Below are 18,276 nucleotides of genomic sequence, written 5' to 3'. Positions count from 1 at the left end.
GTGGGAATGCCTCAAGGGACGCTCTGCGTCCCGGCTCTCAAAAAAAACGGACGCAGAGCGTCCCCGGCTGCACTCCCACGCGGAGCGTGGGAACGATCCCGCGTGGCCGGTCAGTGATTAATTACAAAGCCCCCTAACTATTGCGTTGACATTCGCTGCCTAAGCAGTAACATCTCGACATACATTCACTGCCTAGGCAGTTATCAGGTCGACCCATGAAGCATTTCACCCCGGAAGAATTCAAACATTGCCACCTCGGCCTGTTGCTTGGTCGTGCCGCGTTGCTCAAGGACCGGATCATCGATACCCACATGGAACCTCACGGCATCACCGCCGCGCAGTTCAAGGTGTTGATCATCATGGCCCAGTTCGGCGTCGACACCCCGGCTGAGCTGTGTCGGCATCTGTCGCTGGACAGCGGGTCGATGACGCGCATGCTCGATCGTCTCGAGCAGAAAGCGTTTCTGATTCGCCAGCGCAGCGAAGGCGACCGCCGTCAGGTGCAGTTGAAACTGACCGAGCAGGGCCAGCAACTGGCTGATCGTCTGCCGCACATCGGTGCCGATGCGATGAATGAGCTGGCCGGCGCGATCTCCCGCGACGAGCTGAAAACCCTCGAATACATCCTCAAGAAAATCCTGCTGGCCGCCGGTGACCCGATCACCATCCAGCGTCTAGGTGATCACAATGAGCGCTAACACTTTGCGCAGCAGTCTGACGCTGTTGTTGTCGGCGATGATCCTCGCCGGTTGCGCCAACTACAGCGGCCTCGACACTGAAGGCCAACGCCTCGACGCGAAGAGCCTGAAGACAGCGCAGTCTCTCGAAGGCGTCACCCTGTCGCCAGCGGCGTGGCCGAAAAGCGATTGGTGGAGCAGCCTCGGCGATCCGCAGCTCGACGGCCTGATCCGCGAAGCCCTGCACGACAGCCCGGACATGCAGATCACCGCAGCCCGCGCCCATCAGGCCAGTGCCGCCGCCTATGCTGCCGATGCCGAGCGTTATCCGACCCTCGACGCCAGCGCTGGCATCAGCCGTTCGCGGCTGGCTCGTGATCAGGATCCGCTGGGGCAGGGCGGTGCCTATGCGACGGTGCGCAATGTCAGCGCCGGTTTCAATTACAACTTCGATTTGTGGGGCGGCCAGCGCGATGCCTGGGAAGCCGCGCTCGGCGAGGCTCGCGCTGCTGAAGTCGACCGTCAGGCCGCGCAACTGACCCTCGCCGCTGACGTCGCCCGTGCGTATAGCGATCTCGGTCAGGCGCACATCGTTTACGACCTTGCCAGCGAGGACCTCAAGCGCACCCGGCAAATGCTCGACCTCAGCCAGCGCCGCTTGAGTTCGGGAATCGACAGCCAGTACCAGTTTCAGCAAACCCAGAGTCTGGAAGCCAGTTCTCAGGCCAGCCTGATCGACGCGAAAAAACGCCTGAACAGCGCGAAAATCGCCTTGGCGGTATTGCTCGGCAAAGGCCCGGATCGTGGCAACGAAATCGCTCGACCGAAAGTTCTGCAAGCCAGCGCTGTGGCGGTGCCGTCGGTGTTGCCGGCGGAACTGCTCGGGCGCCGCCCGGATCTGGTCGCGGCGCGCTGGCGTGTCGAGGCGGCGAGCAAAGACATCGATGCGGCGAAAACCCGTTTCTATCCCAACCTCAATCTGTCGGCCTCGGCCGGCGCCGAGTCGTTGCTGGGTGATGCGATGTTCGGTTCGGCCAGCCGCTTCTTCAACATCGCGCCGACCGTGTCGCTGCCGATTTTCGATGGCGGCCGCCTGCGTGCCAACCTTGATGCCCGCGACGCTGATTACGATCTGGCGGTGGCGCAGTACAACAAAAGCCTGGTGAAAGCCCTGGGTGATGTCGGCGACACCATCAATCAGCTGCGCGATATCGGCCGGCAGATCGGTGCACAGCAGCACGCCACCGACATCGCTCAGGACTCTTACAACACCGTCGTCCAGCGTTACGGTTCCGGCATCGGCAACTACCTGGACGTGCTCAGCATCGAGCAGCAATTGCTCCAGGCCCAGCGTCAGCTGGCGACCCTCAATGCCGAGCAGATCGACCTGTCGATTCAACTGATGCAAGCGCTGGGCGGCGGCTTTCAGGGTGAAAACCTGAACGCAGCCAACGCCAGCCCCGCGTCGTCGCACCCATAATTCAAGGTATTTGTCATGGCCACTGCCGAAAACCCCCAAGCTCAAGACAACACCCCGGACACCGGCAACCCGCGCAAACGCAAGGTGATGCTGCTGGCCCTCGCTGTGGTGGTCCTGCTCGCCATTGCCGGCGTCTGGGCCTATCACGAGTTCATCGGGCGCTTTAACGAAAGCACCGACGATGCCTACGTCAACGGCAACGTCGTGGAGATCACGCCGCTGGTCACCGGCACCGTGGTCAGCATCGGTGCCGACGACGGGGATCTGGTCCAGGAAGGCCAGGTGCTGGTCAACTTCGACCCCAACGATGCCGAAGTCGGCCTGCAAAGTGCCAAGGCGAAACTGGCGCGCACCGTGCGTCAGGTGCGCGGCCTGTATAGCAACGTCGACGGCATGAAAGCCCAGGTCAACGCGCAGCAGGCCGAAGTGCAGAAGGCCCAGGACAACTATAACCGGCGGAAAAATCTCGCCCAGGGCGGGGCGATTTCCCAGGAAGAGCTGTCCCACGCCCGCGACGACCTGACCTCGGCGCAGAACGCTCTGGCCAACGCCAAACAGCAACTGAAAACCACCAGCGCACTGGTCGACGACACCGTGGTCTCGTCGCATCCGGACGTAATGTCGGCGGCTGCCGATCTGCGTCAGGCCTACCTGACCAATGCCCGCAGCACCTTGATCGCGCCGGTCACCGGTTACGTCGCCAAGCGCACTGTGCAGCTCGGCCAGCGCGTACAACCGGGCACCGCATTGATGGCGGTGATTCCGCTGGATCAGCTGTGGATCGACGCCAACTTCAAGGAAACCCAACTGCGTGACATGCGCATCGGTCAGCCAGTGGATATCGAGGCCGATATTTATGGCAGCGATGTGAAATACAGCGGCACCGTCGACAGCCTCGGCGCCGGTACCGGCAGCGCATTTGCCTTGCTGCCGGCACAGAACGCCACCGGTAACTGGATCAAGATCGTCCAGCGCGTGCCAGTGCGTATCCACATCAATGCCGAAGAGCTGGCCAAGCACCCGCTGCGTGTCGGTCTGTCGACCAATGTCGAGGTCAATCTGCACGACCAGAGCGGCCCGGTGCTGGCCCAGCAACCGCCGCAAAAGGCTTCGTTCAGCACCAATGTGTATGACCGCCAACTGGCCGAAGCGGACGCGATGATTGCCCAGTTGATTCACGACAACAGCGCAGCAGCAGGCAAGACCGCACAGCGCTGAGAGCACACCGGATCAGAAGCAGGCTCTGTGGTGAGGGGTTATCTGTGGCGAGGGGATTTATCCCCGCTGGACTGCGCAGCAGGCCCGTTTTTCCTGAGCCAAAAGAGGGGCCGCTTCGCGACCCAGCGGGGATAAATCCCCTCGCCACAAGGGCCTGCTACCACAGGGCCCGCTGTGTTCATCAGGCCGCAGCGACCATCAGGTTTCATAGGATTCACAATGAGCAATAACGCTTCTTTCACGCCGCCCAGCCTGTTGCTCAGCACCATCGGCCTGTCGCTGGCGACGTTCATGCAAGTGCTCGACACGACCATCGCCAACGTGGCGTTGCCGACGATTTCCGGCAACCTCGGGGTGAGTTCGGAGCAGGGCACCTGGGTCATCACCTCGTTCGCCGTGAGCAACGCGATTGCGCTGCCACTGACCGGTTGGCTCAGCCGCCGCTTCGGCGAGGTGAAGCTGTTTCTGTGGGCGACGATGCTGTTTGTGCTGGCGTCGTTTCTGTGCGGTATCTCGACTTCGATGCCTGAGCTGATCGGCTTTCGTGTGCTGCAAGGCCTGGTCGCCGGGCCGCTGTACCCAATGACGCAGACGCTGTTGATCGCGGTCTATCCGCCGGCGAAACGCGGTATGGCCCTGGCATTGCTGGCGATGGTCACGGTGGTCGCGCCCATTGCAGGGCCGATTCTCGGCGGCTGGATCACCGACAGCTACAGCTGGCCTTGGATCTTCTTTATCAACGTGCCGATCGGCATCTTTGCGGTGATGGTGGTGCGTTCGCAACTGGCGAAACGGCCGGTGGTGACCAGTCGCCAGCCGATGGATTACGTCGGCCTGATCACGCTGATCATTGGTGTCGGCGCGTTGCAGGTCATCCTCGACAAGGGCAATGACCTGGACTGGTTCGAGTCGAATTTCATCATTGTCGGCGCGGCGATTTCCGTGGTCGCGCTGGCGGTGTTCGTGATCTGGGAAATGACCGACCGCCATCCGGTGGTCAACCTGCGCCTGTTCGCCCATCGCAACTTCCGCATCGGCACGCTCGTGCTGGTGCTGGGTTATGCCGGGTTCTTCGGCATCAACCTGATCCTGCCGCAGTGGTTGCAGACGCAAATGGGCTACACCGCGACCTGGGCGGGACTGGCGGTGGCGCCGATCGGGATTCTGCCGGTGCTGCTGTCGCCGTTTGTCGGCAAATACGCGCACAAGTTCGACCTGCGTCTGCTCGCCGGCATTGCGTTTTTGGCGATTGGCCTGAGCTGCTTCATGCGTGCCGAGTTCACCAACGAAGTCGACTTCCAGCACATTGCGCTGGTGCAGTTGTTCATGGGTATCGGTGTGGCGCTGTTCTTCATGCCGACCCTGAGTATTCTGATGTCGGACTTGCCGCCGAGCCAGATCGCTGATGGCGCAGGCCTGGCGACTTTCCTGCGGACGCTGGGCGGCAGCTTTGCGGCGTCGTTGACCACCTGGATCTGGATTCGCCGGGCCGATCAGCATCATGCGTATATGAGCGAAAGCATCAGCACCTTCGAGCCGGCAACGCGCGAGACGTTGAATACGTTAGGTGGGGCGAGTCAGTCGGCGTATGCGCAGATGGATCAGATCCTCACGAGCCAGGCGTACATGCTCTCCACCGTGGATTACTTCACGTTGCTGGGCTGGGGGTTCATGGGGTTGATTCTGATCGTGTGGCTGGCTAAGCCGCCGTTTGCCGCCAAGGCCGGGCCTGCTGCCAGCGGGCACTGATCCCGCAAGATCGTTCCCACGCTCTGCGTGGGAATGCCTCAACGGACGCTCTGCGTTCGGCTCTGGATGGGACGCGGAGCGTCCCGGGCTGCATTCCCACGCGGAGCGTAGGAACGATCATACGCTCGGGGCAGGCAGGGCGGGTGGCGGGGCGAAGTCGAACGGCGCCAAGGCATACCCGCTCTCATCCACCTGCAACGCCCAACCCTGACGATCCCAATCCCCCAGCACAATCCGCTTCGCCGCTTGTTCACCAAGCTGCAACTTGTGAATTGCCGGGCGGTGGGTGTGGCCGTGGATCAGAGTCTTCACGCCGAATGCCTGCATCACTCGCGGAATCTCTTCCGGGGTGACATCGACAATGTCATTGGCTTTCATCCGCGTCTGTGCACGGCTTTCGCTGCGTAGCTTGCGCGCCAGTTTGTGGCGGCTGCTCAGCGGCAGATGACGGAGAATGAACAGGGTGATCGGGTTGCGCAGGTAGCGGCGCAGCTTCATGTAGCCAACGTCGCGGGTGCACAGGCTGTCGCCGTGCATCAGCAGCACCGGCTCGCCGTAGAACTGCACGACACTCGGGTCCTTCAGCAATGTGCAGCCGGCCTGTTTGCAGAAGGCCTTGCCGAGCATGAAGTCGCGATTGCCGTGCATCAGGAATATGGCCGTGCCGCTGTCGCTCAAATCGCGCAGGGCCTGGCAGATGGAGCGCTGGAAGGGCGTCATGGCGTCGTCGCCAATCCATGCCTCGAAGAAGTCGCCGAGGATGTACAACGCACTCGCCGAGCGCGCGCGTCCGGCGAGCAAATCCAGAAACGCCCGGGTAATGTCCGGGCGCTCCTCTTCCAGATGCAAGTCTGAAATCAGCAATATCACGCTGCGATGATCTCGGCTTTCTCGATGATCACGTCGTCTGCTGGTACGTCCTGGTGGCCGGCCTTGGAAGTGGTCGACACGCCTTTGATCTTGTCGACAACGTCGGTGCCGGCGGTCACTTTACCGAATACCGCGTAGCCCCAGCCCTGGACGTTCTTGCCGCTGTGGTTGAGGAAGGTGTTGTCGGCGACGTTGATGAAGAACTGCGCCGATGCCGAATGCGGCTCCATGGTGCGGGCCATGGCGACGGTGTATTTGTCGTTGGAGAGACCGTTGTCCGCTTCGTTCTGGATGCTTGGACGCTTGTCTTTCTTCTCTTTCATGCCTGGCTCGAAACCGCCGCCCTGGATCATGAAGTTACCGATGACGCGGTGGAATACGGTGTTGGTGTAGTGACCGGCGTTGACGTACTCGATGAAGTTGGCAACGGTGATCGGCGCCTTTTCAGCGTTCAGTTCGATGACGATGTCGCCATGGTTGGTGGTCAGTTTGACTTGAGTCATGGTCATTACTCTTCATAGGGAATTCGTGGTTCTGGGACATTGAGCCCCACAACCGGTTCAGCCTGCTTCGGCCAAGGTGCGCAGTTTAGCGTGACAGGCGCGAATTTCGAGGCGGTTTTTCATTTCCCGGCGATTAAATGCGTGCCTTTATAAGAGCTGCTCTGTCAGGCCCTTGACAGCATCGGCTATGATAGCGGCTTTGTTTTGTCTGGCCCCTCTTTGCGGCCGCGCACCTGTACGTCAAGGATCCTATGAGCAAGCCCACTGTCGACCCTACCTCGAATGCCAAGTCCGGCCCTGCCGTGCCGGTCAACTTCCTGCGGCCGATCATCCAGGCAGACCTGGACTCGGGCAAGCACACCCAGATCGTGACTCGCTTCCCGCCGGAGCCTAACGGCTACCTGCACATCGGCCACGCCAAGTCGATCTGCGTCAACTTCGGCCTGGCCCAGGAGTTCGGTGGCGTCACGCACCTGCGTTTCGACGACACCAACCCGGCCAAGGAAGATCAGGAATACATCGACGCGATCGAAAGCGACGTCAAATGGCTGGGCTTCGAATGGTCCGGTGAAGTGCGCTACGCCTCGCAGTATTTCGACCAGTTGCACGACTGGGCCGTCGAGCTGATCAAGGCCGGCAAGGCCTACGTCGACGACCTGACCCCGGAGCAGGCCAAGGAATACCGTGGCAGCCTCACCGAGCCGGGCAAGAACAGCCCGTTCCGTGACCGTTCGGTTGAGGAAAACCTCGACCTGTTCGCGCGCATGAAGGCCGGTGAATTCCCCGACGGCGCGCGCGTGCTGCGGGCGAAGATCGACATGGCCTCGCCGAACATGAACCTGCGCGACCCGATCATGTATCGCATCCGCCACGCGCATCACCACCAGACCGGCGACAAGTGGTGCATCTACCCGAACTACGACTTCACCCACGGGCAGTCGGACGCCATCGAAGGCATCACCCATTCGATCTGCACCCTCGAGTTCGAAAGCCATCGCCCGCTGTACGAGTGGTTCCTGGAGAACCTGCCGGTGCCGGCGAACCCGCGCCAGTACGAGTTCAGCCGTCTGAACCTGAACTACACGATCACCAGCAAGCGCAAGCTCAAGCAGCTGGTGGACGAGAAGCACGTCAATGGCTGGGACGATCCGCGCATGTCCACGCTGTCGGGCTTCCGCCGCCGTGGCTACACGCCGAAATCGATCCGCAACTTCTGCGAAATGATCGGCACCAACCGTTCCGACGGCGTGGTCGATTTCGGCATGCTCGAATTCAGCATCCGCGACGACCTCGACCACAGCGCACCGCGCGCCATGTGCGTGCTGCGTCCGCTGAAAGTGGTCATCACCAACTACCCGGAAGGCCAGGTCGAAAACCTCGAACTGCCACGCCACCCGAAAGAAGACATGGGCGTGCGCGCGCTGCCGTTTGCCCGGGAAATCTACATCGACCGTGAAGACTTCATGGAAGAGCCGCCGAAGGGCTACAAGCGCCTGGAACCGGCCGGTGAAGTGCGTCTGCGCGGCAGCTACGTGATCCGCGCCGACGAAGCGATCAAGGACGCCGACGGCAACATCGTCGAACTGCGTTGCTCGTACGACCCGGACACCCTCGGCAAGAACCCGGAAGGGCGCAAGGTCAAAGGCGTGATCCACTGGGTGCCGGCTGCCGCCAGCGTCGAGTGCGAAGTGCGTCTGTACGATCGCCTGTTCCGTTCGCCGAACCCGGAAAAGGCCGAAGACAGCGCCAGCTTCCTCGACAACATCAACCCTGACTCGCTGCAAGTGCTGACCGGTTGTCGCGCTGAGCCATCGCTCGGCAACGCACAGCCGGAAGACCGTTTCCAGTTCGAGCGCGAAGGCTACTTCGTCGCGGACCTGAAGGACTCGAAACCCGGTCAGCCGGTATTCAACCGTACCGTGACCCTGCGTGATTCGTGGGGCCAGTGAGTGAGTCAAGGAACTAACGTGCTAACGATCTACAACACGCTCACCAAGAGCAAAGAAGTCTTCAAGCCGCTGGATGGCAACAAGGTGCGCATGTACGTCTGCGGAATGACCGTGTACGACTACTGCCACCTCGGCCACGGCCGCAGCATGGTCGCGTTCGACCTGGTGACGCGCTGGCTGCGCTTCAGCGGTTATGACCTGACTTACGTGCGCAACATCACCGACATCGACGACAAGATCATCAATCGTGCCCGCGAGAACGGTGAATCGTTCGAAGCGCTGACCGAGCGCATGATCGCCGCGATGCACGAAGACGAAGCGCGCCTGAACATCCAGAAGCCGGACATGGAACCGCGCGCCACCGATCACATCGCCGGCATGCACGCGATGATCCAGACCCTGATCGACAAGGGCTACGCCTACGCGCCGGGCAATGGCGACGTGTACTATCGCGTCGCCAAGTTCATGGGCTACGGCAAGCTGTCGCGCAAGAAGATCGAAGATTTGCGCATCGGCGCGCGCATCGAAGTCGATGAGTCGAAACAAGACCCGCTCGATTTCGTCCTGTGGAAAGCCGCCAAGCCGGGCGAGCCGAGCTGGGAATCGCCATGGGGCGCCGGACGTCCGGGCTGGCACATCGAGTGCTCGGTGATGTCGACCTGCTGCCTCGGTGAGACTTTCGATATTCATGGCGGCGGTAGCGATCTGGAGTTCCCGCACCACGAAAACGAAATCGCCCAGAGCGAAGCGGCCACCGGCAAGACCTACGCCAACGCGTGGATGCATTGCGGCATGATCCGCATCAATGGCGAGAAGATGTCCAAGTCCTTGAACAACTTCTTCACCATCCGCGACGTGCTCGACAAGTACCACCCGGAAGTCGTGCGTTACCTGCTGGTGTCGAGCCACTACCGCAGCGCGATCAACTATTCGGAAGATAACCTCAAGGACGCCAAGGGCGCACTGGAGCGTTTCTACCATGCGCTGAAAGGCCTGCCGAGCGTCGCGCCGGCAGGCGGCGAAGCGTTTGTAGAGCGTTTCACCACGGTGATGAACGACGACTTCGGCACCCCTGAAGCGTGCGCTGTGCTGTTCGAGATGGTGCGTGAGATCAACCGTCTGCGCGAGAGCGATCTCGATGCAGCGGCGGGGCTGGCGGCACGTCTGAAAGAACTGGCGAGTGTGCTGGGTGTGTTGCAACTTGAGGCCGATGACTTCCTGCAGGCGGGCGCTGAAGGGCGGGTCGATGCGGCTGAAGTCGATGCACTGATTGCGGCGCGCCTGGCAGCTCGGGCGGCGAAAGACTGGGCCGAGTCGGACCGGATTCGTGATCAGCTGACGGCGATGGGTGTCGTGCTGGAAGATGGCAAGGGTGGGACTACCTGGCGTCTGGCTGACTGAGGCCCAAAGCCCCTACCATGATCGTTCCCACGCTCTGCGTGGGAATGCCTCAACGGACGCTCCGCGTTCGGCTCTTTAGGGACGCAGAGCGTCCCGGGCTGCATTCCCACGCAGAGCGTGGGAACGATCGACTTTCAATGCACGGCACCAATCCCCTGTGGGAGCGAGCCTGCTCGCGAAGAGGCCCGTCCAGACAACTTGTCATTCAGCCTGCCGCAACCGCTTATAAAGCGTATTCCGACTGACTCCCAACCGCCGCGCCAGATGCGAAATATTCCCTCCAGCCGCCTTCAACTCCCTGTTCAACGCCTCAACATCATTCAAATCCAGCCCCAGCGGCGCAGCCGTCTCCACCGGCTCCATCTCCAGGTCGACAAAAAAATCATCCGGCAAATGCTCAGGTCGCACTGGTTGTTCCTCGGCCATGGCCAACGCCACCTGCATCACGCTGCTGACCTGACGCAAATTCCCCGGCCACGGGTGCTTTTCAAACAGCTCCAATACCTCCGGGCTCAGCCCCGCCCATTGCGTCGGCTCGCGATGCTGCTCCCACAGCCGTTTGAACAGCGCCTGCTTGTCACTGCGTTCGCGTAACGGCGGCAGCTCCAGGGTCAGGCCGCCGATGCGGTAGTACAAATCCTCGCGAAAGCGGCCCAGTTGTACCTGCTCGCGCAACGATCGGTTGGTCGCGGAAATGATCCGCAAGTCCACCGGAAACAACTCGCTGCTGCCCACCGGCTGCACGCAACGCTCTTGCAACACGCGCAACAAACGCGCCTGGGTCGGCAGCGGCATGTCACCGATCTCATCGAGAAACAGCGTGCCTTTGTCGGCCTTGCGGATCAGGCCGATGCTGCCTTTCTGGTTGGCCCCGGTGAACGCGCCTTTCTCGTAACCGAACAACTCGGACTCGACCAGTTCAGCGGGGATCGCTGCACAGTTCACCGCGATGAATGCCTGTTTTTGTCGGGAGCTGGCCTGGTGCAAGGCTTTGACGAAGACTTCCTTGCCGACCCCGGTTTCGCCGTGGATCAGCAACGGAATGTCTTTCTCCAGCAAGCGCTCGGCCTGGCGTACGGCTTTTTCCACGCGACTGTCGCCGAAATGCAGCGTATTGAGGCTGATCGCGCTGGCTGGCGCAGGCTTGTCCTCGGCGACAAATACCCGCGCCTGCACCGGCGCCTGTTTCGGCCGTTTCAGCAAGCACTGGAAACGGTTGCGTCCGGAGGTCTGCAAGGCAAACGGCAGACCTTCGGGCTGATTGATCAACTCCAGCAGCGACACCTTGAACAGGCTTTCGACACTCACCCGCGACAGACGCACACCGAGCAAATTGTCGGCGCGGCGATTGGCCGACAGCACCTGTCCGCTCTCATCGAAAATCAACAACCCGGCCCACTGGCTGTCGAGGTTGTTCAACCCGGTGTTGAAAGTCAGTTGAAAATGCTGGCCATGGAACAGGTTGAGGATCAGCCGGTTTTCCACGGTCTGGCTCATCATCTTGACCATGCCCAGAGTGTGCGAGGGCGGCAGGTAGCTGTCGCTGGAGACATCGAGCACGGCGATGACCTTGCGCTCGGCGTCGAAAATCGGCGCGGCGGAGCCGGTCATGAAGCGGTTGGCCTTGAGGAAGTGTTCATCGTGTTCGATGTGCACCGCCTGCTCACAGGCCAGTGCGGTGCCGATCGCGTTGGTGCCGCTGCTGCGCTCCATCCAGCTCGCCCCGGCCTGAAAGCCCCGGGCCAGATTCGGTTCGATAAAGCGCTGTGTGCCCCATGAGGTCAGCACCTGGCCCTGATTGTCGGCGAGCATGATCAGGCAGTTGGAATTGCTGAGGATGTTTTCGTAGTAGGGCAGGACTTCCTGATGCGTGGTCTGCACCAGCGAATGATGGCTGTCGAGCAACCGCGCAATGCCGGCGGCGGGCAATTGATCGAAGGCCGGGGCGCTCTGGTGGTCGAGGCCGAACGCGCGGCAACGTTGCCAGGAGGTCTGGACGATCGCGTCGTGGGACAGCGGCGAAGCAGGTGCGGCCATGGGGGCGAGCCTCTGAGTGCAGCGATTTTATTATTGTTATGAACCCGATTCTTCAAAACTACACAGATCCCCATGTGGGAGCGAGGCTGCTCGCGAAAGCGTCGGTTCAGTCAATGGATTCATTGAATGACACACCGCTTTCGCGAGCAGCCTCGCTCCCACAGGGGATCCATTTTGCATTCAGGATTGGGCAAAAGCGTGCATAGAGTGTTGTTCACTATTGTTCATTGTCAATCACCCCGACTGTTCAAAAGTGTTCAGCTGTGAACGCCGCTTGCCCCCGTAAACACTGCTTCTCAAGACAAATCAAGCACTTGCCATTTCTGGCACGAATGTCGCTCTGTTGCTCCGGTCGCTTGACTCCAAAAATAACAAAGGCCGAGCCATGTCACTCACCCTGGAGCACGTCAGCCGTACCGTCGAGGGCCAGATCTGGATCGACGATGCGTGCCTGAAATTCGAACCCGGATCCTTCAACGTTCTGCTCGGGCGCACCCTGTCCGGCAAGACCAGCCTCATGCGCCTGATGGCCGGCCTCGACAAGCCTGACAGCGGCCGCGTGCTGATGAACGGCGTCGACGTCACCCAGCGCCCGGTGCGGCTGCGCAACGTGTCGATGGTCTATCAGCAGTTCATCAATTACCCGACCATGACGGTGTTCGAGAACATCGCCTCGCCACTGCGTCAGGCCGGCATCTCGAAAGAGATCATCCACAGCAAGGTGCAGGAAACCGCACGCATGCTGCGCATCGAGAAGTTCTTGCAGCGCTATCCGCTGGAGCTCTCCGGTGGGCAGCAACAGCGCACGGCCATGGCCCGCGCACTGGTCAAGGATGCTGAACTGATCCTCTTCGACGAGCCGTTGGTCAACCTCGACTACAAGCTGCGCGAAGAGCTGCGTCAGGAAATGCGCGAGCTGTTCAAGGCCCGCCACACCATCGCCATCTACGCCACCACCGAACCCAACGAAGCGCTGGCCCTCGGCGGCACCACCACCATCCTGCACGAAGGCCGGGTGATCCAGAGCGGGCCGTCGACCGAGGTCTATCACCAGCCGCAGTCGGTGCTCGCCGCTGAATTGTTCTCCGAACCGCCGATCAACCTCATGCCGGGACGCATTGCCGGCAACGAAGTCAGCTTTGCCAACTTCGTCCACTTCCCGCTGAACGTCGATCTGCGCCCGGTAGGCGAGGGCGAGTTCCGCTTCGGCGTGCGCCCGAGTCATATCTCGCTGGTGCCGAGCAACGATGACGATCTCGAATTGGCCGTGACCGTCGAGGTCGCCGAAATCAGCGGTTCGGAAACCTTCCTGCATGTGCGCAACGAGCATTTCCTGCTGGTGCTGCACTTGCCGGGTGTTCATGAATACGACGTCGATGCGCCGATCCGCATCTATATCCCGACCCACAAACTGTTCGTTTTCGATGCGCAGGGCCGTCTGGTGCAAGCACCGGGCCGGCGTGTCGCGAGGGTTGCCTGATGGCCGAAATCCGTTTGCAGCACCTCGCCCACAGCTACAGCAAAACCCCGAGCGGCGCGGAGGATTATGCGATCCGCGAGATGGATCACGTCTGGGAGCAGGGTGGCGCCTATGCTTTGCTCGGCCCGTCCGGTTGCGGCAAGTCGACCTTGCTTAACATTATTTCCGGCCTGCTCAGCCCGTCCCAGGGCCACGTGTTGTTTGACGGCAAAGCAGTCAACGACCTCACGCCGGAGAAGCGCAACATCGCCCAGGTTTTCCAGTTTCCGGTGGTCTACGACACCATGACCGTGTTCGACAACCTCGCTTTCCCGCTGCGAAACCAGGGCATGGCCGAGGCGAAAGTGCACAGCAAGGTGCAGGAAATTGCCGAAGTGCTCGACCTGCAGAATCTGCTGAGCAAGAAGGCGCGCAATCTCACCGCCGACGAAAAGCAGAAAGTCTCCATGGGTCGTGGCCTGGTGCGCGATGACGTCTCGGCAATCCTCTTCGATGAGCCGCTGACGGTGATCGACCCGCACCTGAAGTGGAAGCTGCGGCGCAAGCTCAAGCAGATCCACGAGCAGTTCAACATCACCATGGTCTACGTCACCCACGACCAACTGGAAGCCTCGACGTTCGCCGACAAGATCGCGGTGATGTACGGCGGTCAGATCGTTCAGTTCGGCACGCCACGGGAATTGTTCGAGCGGCCGAGCCACACCTTTGTCGGCTATTTCATCGGCAGCCCGGGGATGAATCTGATCGAGGTGCAGCCGCAGCCCGGGGGCGTCGGTTTCGCCTCGACGCACTTGCCGTTGTCCGACGCCTTGCAGCGCCATATCGAGCACGGCCAGTGGAAAAATCTCAAGGTCGGCATCCGCCCGGAGTTCATTCATGTGTGGGACGAGCCGTTTGACGATGCGATGCAGGCCAAAGTCGTACACGTCGAAGACCTCGGCACCTACAAGATCATGACTCTCAATCTCGACGGCGCGCCTTTGAAAGTGCGCCTGGCAGAAGACAAGCCGGTACCCCAGGGCACCGCGTACATCAGTTTCCCGGCGCAATGGCTGATGGTCTATGCCGACGAATTTCTCCTGGAAGTCAGCGACGAGGAGGCGCAGCCATGAACAAAGTGCAGAACAACAAGGCCTGGTGGCTGGTGTTGCCGGTGTTCCTGCTGGTGGCGTTCAGTGCGGTGATCCCGATGATGACCGTGGTCAACTATTCGGTGCAGGACATCTTCGACCAGTCCAGCCGCTACTTCGTCGGTGCCGATTGGTACAAGCAAGTGCTGCTTGATCCGCGTCTGCACGACTCGCTGCTGCGCCAGTTCATCTACTCGGCGTGCGTGCTGCTGATCGAAATCCCGCTGGGCATCGCCGTCGCGCTGACCATGCCGACCAAGGGCCGCTGGTCTTCGGTGGTGCTGATCATTCTGGCGATTCCGCTGCTGATTCCGTGGAACGTGGTCGGCACCATCTGGCAGATCTTCGGCCGCGCCGACATCGGTCTGCTCGGTTCCAGCCTCAACGCGATGGGCATCAGCTACAACTACGCGGCCAACACCATGGACGCCTGGGTGACGGTGCTGGTGATGGACGTCTGGCACTGGACTTCGCTCGTCGCGCTGTTGTGTTTCTCCGGCCTGCGGGCGATTCCCGACGTCTATTACCAGGCGGCGCGGATCGACCGCGCCTCGGCCTGGGCGGTGTTTCGCCACATTCAGTTGCCCAAGCTGAAGAGCGTGCTGCTGATCGCGGTGATGCTGCGCTTCATGGACAGTTTCATGATCTACACCGAGCCGTTCGTGCTCACCGGCGGCGGGCCGGGCAATGCCACAACCTTCCTCAGTCAGACGTTGACGCAGATGGCTGTAGGGCAATTCGACCTCGGTCCGGCAGCGGCGTTTTCGCTGGTGTACTTCCTGATCATCCTGTTGGTGTCCTGGCTGTTCTATACCGCCATGACGCACTCCGACGCCAACCGCTGAGGCCCGGCCATGAGCAAGAAAAAGCTTATTCCGTTGCTGGTCTACATCCTGTTCCTGCTGGTGCCGATCTACTGGCTGCTGAACATGTCATTCAAGAGCAACACCGAAATCCTCGGCGGGCTGACCCTTTTCCCACAGGACTTCACGCTGGCGAACTACAAGGTGATCTTTACTGATCCGAGCTGGTACACCGGCTATCTCAACTCGCTGTATTACGTCAGCCTCAACACGGTGATTTCCCTGAGCGTGGCGTTACCGGCGGCTTACGCGTTTTCACGCTATCGTTTCCTCGGCGACAAGCATCTGTTCTTTTGGCTGCTGACCAATCGCATGGCGCCGCCGGCGGTGTTCTTGCTGCCGTTCTTTCAGTTGTATTCGTCGATCGGCCTGTTCGACACGCACATCGCCGTGGCTTTGGCGCACTGCCTGTTCAACGTGCCGCTGGCGGTGTGGATTCTGGAAGGTTTCATGTCTGGCGTGCCCAAGGAGATCGACGAAACGGCCTACATCGACGGCTACAGTTTCCCCAAGTTCTTCGTGAAGATTTTCATCCCGTTGATCGGCTCCGGTATCGGCGTCACGGCGTTTTTCTGCTTCATGTTTTCCTGGGTCGAACTGCTGCTGGCGCGCACGCTGACCTCGGTCAACGCCAAGCCGATTGCGGCGGTGATGACGCGCACGGTGTCGGCGTCGGGGATCGATTGGGGCGTGCTGGCCGCGGCGGGGGTGTTGACCATCCTGCCGGGCATGCTGGTGATCTGGTTTGTGCGCAACCACGTGGCCAAGGGCTTTGCCCTCGGTCGAGTCTGAGGAGCTGATGATGGAATGGATGAGCTGGACGACACCGACCGCCGCGTTCTTCATCGGCATCGGTCTGATTCTGGTGGGCATGACCATCTGGGAATTGCGCTCGCCGAGCATTCTGCGGCGCGGGTTTCTGCCGATTGCCACGACCCGTGGCGATCGCTTGTTTATCGGTCTTCTCGGCAGCGCCTACCTGCATTTGCTGGTAATCGGCGTCACCGACTGGAGCATCTGGGTGGCGTCCGCGTTGTCCCTGGTGTGGCTGTTGGCTGTGATGCGTTGGGGCTAGTCGAATCGTTCGGCAACGCGGCTCCACAACTTAAACAGGAGGTCTCTATGTTCGATAAAAACAATAAGCTGCGACATAGCATTTCATTGGCAGCCATGCTGGCACTCAGCGGTCTGAGCGCATCTGCCTGGGCCGACGCCTACGAAGATGCTGCGAAAAAATGGATCGGCAGCGAGTTCAAGCCCTCGACCCTGACGGCCGAACAGCAGCTCGAAGAACTGAAGTGGTTCATCAAGGCCGCCGAGCCGTTTCGTGGTATGGACATCAAGGTCGTTTCCGAAACCCTGACCACCCACGAATACGAGTCCAAGGTGCTGGCCAAGGCCTTCAGCGAAATCACCGGGATCAAACTCACCCACGACCTGCTGCAGGAAGGCGACGTGGTCGAGAAAATGCAGACGGTGATGCAGTCGGACAAGAACATCTACGACGGCTGGGTCAACGACTCTGACCTGATCGGCACGCACTTTCGCTACGGCAAGACCGAATCGATCACCGACCTGATGGCCAACGAAGGCAAGAACTTCACTTCGCCAACCCTCGACATCAAGGACTTTATCGGCATCTCCTTCACCACCGCGCCGGACGGCAAGATCTATCAACTGCCCGACCAGCAATTCGCCAACCTGTACTGGTTCCGCGCCGACTGGTTCGAACGCGCCGATCTGAAAGCCAAGTTCAAGGAAAAATACGGCTACGAATTAGGCGTGCCAGTGAACTGGTCGGCCTATGAAGACATTGCCAAATTCTTCAGCGAAGACGTCAAGGAAATCGACGGCAAACGCGTCTACGGCCACATGGATTACGGCAAGAAAGACCCGTCGCTGGGCTGGCGCTTCACCGATGCCTGGTTCTCCATGGCCGGTGGCGGCGACAAGGGACTGCCCAACGGCTTGCCGGTGGACGAGTGGGGCATCCGCGTCGAGGACTGCCACCCGGTCGGCTCCAGCGTGACCCGTGGCGGCGACACCAACGGCCCGGCGGCGGTGTTCGCCACCACCAAATACGTCGACTGGCTGAAGAAATATGCGCCACCGGAAGCGGCGGGCATGACTTTCTCCGAGTCCGGCCCGGTGCCGTCGCAGGGCAACATCGCCCAGCAGATTTTCTGGTACACCGCGTTCACCGCCGACATGACCAAACCCGGTCTGCCGGTGGTCAACGCCGACGGCACGCCGAAATGGCGCATGGCGCCGTCGCCTAAAGGCCCGTATTGGGAAGAGGGCATGAAGCTCGGCTATCAGGATGTGGGATCGTGGACGTTCATGAAATCCACGCCTGAGAAACAGAAACTTGCGGCGTGGCTGTACGCGCAGTTCGTCACGTCGAAAACTGTTTCGCTGAAGAAAACCATCGTCGGTCTGACACCTATTCGCGAGTCGGACATCAACTCGCAGGCCATGACCGATCTGGCGCCGAAACTCGGTGGTCTGGTCGAGTTCTATCGCAGCCCGGCCCGCGTGCAATGGTCGCCTACCGGTACCAACGTGCCCGACTATCCACGTCTCGCTCAGCTGTGGTGGAGCCATATCGCCGAAGCCGCCAGCGGCGAGAAGACCCCACAACAGGCGCTTGATGGCCTGGCCAAGGATCAGGACCGCATCATGGAACGCCTCGAACGCTCCAAGGCCCAGGCCACTTGCGCACCGAAAATGAACCCGGAACGCGATGCGCAATACTGGTTCGATCAACCGGGCGCACCGAAGCCGAAACTGGCCAACGAGAAGCCGAAGGGTGAAACCGTGAGCTATAGCGAACTGCTTAAATCCTGGGCGGATGCGCGCAAGTGATGTTGGAAATGTAAGAAGCGAACGGCACCGGAAGGTGCCGTTTGCTTTTCTCCC

General features: G+C 60.6%; 15 protein-coding genes. 12 read left to right on the top strand and 3 right to left on the bottom strand.

The window, feature by feature from the left end; all coding sequences use genetic code 11:
• Window positions 1-215 precede the first annotated feature (215 nt).
• The 4 genes from BXA01_RS05760 (at window position 216) to BXA01_RS05745 (ending at window position 5,124) form a co-directional block, all read left to right on the top strand.
• Window positions 216-698, top strand: a complete 483-nt coding sequence (locus tag BXA01_RS05760) for a MarR family winged helix-turn-helix transcriptional regulator (RefSeq protein WP_076563537.1) — start codon at window positions 216-218, stop codon at window positions 696-698.
• On the top strand, window positions 688-2,157 hold the full coding sequence (locus BXA01_RS05755; protein ID WP_076563536.1) for an efflux transporter outer membrane subunit: 1,470 nt from the start codon (window positions 688-690) through the stop codon (window positions 2,155-2,157). Before BXA01_RS05760 ends, BXA01_RS05755 begins: the two co-directional genes overlap by 11 nt.
• A 15-nt stretch (window positions 2,158-2,172) precedes the next feature.
• Entirely contained in the window at window positions 2,173-3,375 is a 1,203-nt protein-coding gene (locus BXA01_RS05750) for an HlyD family secretion protein (RefSeq protein ID WP_076563535.1), read from the top strand.
• A 219-nt stretch (window positions 3,376-3,594) separates the two neighbouring features.
• Entirely contained in the window at window positions 3,595-5,124 is a 1,530-nt protein-coding gene (locus tag BXA01_RS05745; RefSeq protein ID WP_071172913.1) for a DHA2 family efflux MFS transporter permease subunit, read from the top strand.
• 117 nt (window positions 5,125-5,241) lie between these two features.
• On the opposite strand, the gene lpxH is transcribed toward BXA01_RS05745, so the two are convergent.
• Both lpxH and BXA01_RS05735 read right to left on the bottom strand, forming a co-directional pair.
• The gene (gene lpxH, locus BXA01_RS05740) at window positions 5,242-5,994 is read right to left on the bottom strand and encodes a UDP-2,3-diacylglucosamine diphosphatase (protein ID WP_076563534.1); all 753 of its coding nucleotides are present in this window, start codon (window positions 5,992-5,994) and stop codon (window positions 5,242-5,244) included.
• Complete coding sequence (locus BXA01_RS05735; RefSeq protein ID WP_076567676.1) at window positions 5,991-6,497, bottom strand: peptidylprolyl isomerase; 507 nt, start codon at window positions 6,495-6,497, stop codon at window positions 5,991-5,993. The genes lpxH and BXA01_RS05735 overlap by 4 nt, the downstream gene beginning before the upstream one ends.
• A 251-nt stretch (window positions 6,498-6,748) precedes the next feature.
• Between BXA01_RS05735 and BXA01_RS05730 the strand changes: the two genes are divergently transcribed.
• Entirely contained in the window at window positions 6,749-8,446 is a 1,698-nt protein-coding gene (locus BXA01_RS05730) for a glutamine--tRNA ligase/YqeY domain fusion protein (protein WP_024013424.1), read from the top strand.
• 18 nt (window positions 8,447-8,464) lie between these two features.
• On the top strand, window positions 8,465-9,847 hold the full coding sequence (gene cysS, locus BXA01_RS05725; protein ID WP_073471310.1) for a cysteine--tRNA ligase: 1,383 nt from the start codon (window positions 8,465-8,467) through the stop codon (window positions 9,845-9,847).
• Between the two features lie 201 nt (window positions 9,848-10,048).
• On the opposite strand, the gene BXA01_RS05720 is transcribed toward cysS, so the two are convergent.
• The gene (locus BXA01_RS05720) at window positions 10,049-11,884 is read right to left on the bottom strand and encodes a sigma-54-dependent Fis family transcriptional regulator (RefSeq protein WP_076563533.1); all 1,836 of its coding nucleotides are present in this window, start codon (window positions 11,882-11,884) and stop codon (window positions 10,049-10,051) included.
• A gap of 385 nt (window positions 11,885-12,269) precedes the next feature.
• Here BXA01_RS05720 and BXA01_RS05715 point away from each other — a divergent pair, with 385 nt between their 5' ends.
• The 6 genes from BXA01_RS05715 to BXA01_RS05690 are packed head-to-tail and all read left to right on the top strand — an operon-like array spanning window position 12,270 to window position 18,222.
• Window positions 12,270-13,364: an ABC transporter ATP-binding protein gene (locus BXA01_RS05715; protein ID WP_016775291.1), complete on the top strand. Its 1,095-nt coding sequence runs from the start codon at window positions 12,270-12,272 to the stop codon at window positions 13,362-13,364.
• Window positions 13,364-14,476 (top strand): ABC transporter ATP-binding protein, encoded by a 1,113-nt coding sequence (locus BXA01_RS05710; protein WP_016775290.1) that lies wholly within the window; start codon window positions 13,364-13,366, stop codon window positions 14,474-14,476. The genes BXA01_RS05715 and BXA01_RS05710 overlap by 1 nt, the downstream gene beginning before the upstream one ends.
• A complete protein-coding gene (locus BXA01_RS05705) occupies window positions 14,473-15,339 on the top strand; it encodes a carbohydrate ABC transporter permease (protein ID WP_007912484.1) in 867 nt (288 codons plus the stop codon). The genes BXA01_RS05710 and BXA01_RS05705 overlap by 4 nt, the downstream gene beginning before the upstream one ends.
• Window positions 15,340-15,348: 9 nt before the next feature.
• A complete protein-coding gene (locus BXA01_RS05700; RefSeq protein ID WP_024013421.1) occupies window positions 15,349-16,149 on the top strand; it encodes a carbohydrate ABC transporter permease in 801 nt (266 codons plus the stop codon).
• A 10-nt stretch (window positions 16,150-16,159) separates the two neighbouring features.
• Entirely contained in the window at window positions 16,160-16,432 is a 273-nt protein-coding gene (locus BXA01_RS05695; protein WP_076563532.1) for a DUF2160 domain-containing protein, read from the top strand.
• A 47-nt stretch (window positions 16,433-16,479) separates the two neighbouring features.
• A complete protein-coding gene (locus BXA01_RS05690) occupies window positions 16,480-18,222 on the top strand; it encodes an ABC transporter substrate-binding protein (RefSeq protein ID WP_016775286.1) in 1,743 nt (580 codons plus the stop codon).
• The last annotated feature ends 54 nt before the right edge of the window (window positions 18,223-18,276 follow it).

This window comes from Pseudomonas sp. B10 (assembly GCF_900156235.1).
Taxonomy (GTDB): domain Bacteria; phylum Pseudomonadota; class Gammaproteobacteria; order Pseudomonadales; family Pseudomonadaceae; genus Aquipseudomonas; species Aquipseudomonas siliginis.
The sequence above is the reverse complement of the archived record's forward strand: the minus strand, read 5'-3'. Positions and strand labels throughout refer to the sequence as shown.

Coding starts and splice junctions, on each gene's coding strand:
- BXA01_RS05760 (WP_076563537.1), top strand. CDS start 216: ATGAAGCATTTCACCCCGGAAGAATTCAAACATTGCCACCTCGGCCTG.
- BXA01_RS05755 (WP_076563536.1), top strand. CDS start 688: ATGAGCGCTAACACTTTGCGCAGCAGTCTGACGCTGTTGTTGTCGGCG.
- BXA01_RS05750 (WP_076563535.1), top strand. CDS start 2,173: ATGGCCACTGCCGAAAACCCCCAAGCTCAAGACAACACCCCGGACACC.
- BXA01_RS05745 (WP_071172913.1), top strand. CDS start 3,595: ATGAGCAATAACGCTTCTTTCACGCCGCCCAGCCTGTTGCTCAGCACC.
- BXA01_RS05735 (WP_076567676.1), bottom strand. CDS start 6,497: ATGACTCAAGTCAAACTGACCACCAACCATGGCGACATCGTCATCGAA.
- BXA01_RS05730 (WP_024013424.1), top strand. CDS start 6,749: ATGAGCAAGCCCACTGTCGACCCTACCTCGAATGCCAAGTCCGGCCCT.
- BXA01_RS05720 (WP_076563533.1), bottom strand. CDS start 11,884: ATGGCCGCACCTGCTTCGCCGCTGTCCCACGACGCGATCGTCCAGACC.
- BXA01_RS05715 (WP_016775291.1), top strand. CDS start 12,270: ATGTCACTCACCCTGGAGCACGTCAGCCGTACCGTCGAGGGCCAGATC.
- BXA01_RS05710 (WP_016775290.1), top strand. CDS start 13,364: ATGGCCGAAATCCGTTTGCAGCACCTCGCCCACAGCTACAGCAAAACC.
- BXA01_RS05705 (WP_007912484.1), top strand. CDS start 14,473: ATGAACAAAGTGCAGAACAACAAGGCCTGGTGGCTGGTGTTGCCGGTG.
- BXA01_RS05700 (WP_024013421.1), top strand. CDS start 15,349: ATGAGCAAGAAAAAGCTTATTCCGTTGCTGGTCTACATCCTGTTCCTG.
- BXA01_RS05695 (WP_076563532.1), top strand. CDS start 16,160: ATGGAATGGATGAGCTGGACGACACCGACCGCCGCGTTCTTCATCGGC.
- BXA01_RS05690 (WP_016775286.1), top strand. CDS start 16,480: ATGTTCGATAAAAACAATAAGCTGCGACATAGCATTTCATTGGCAGCC.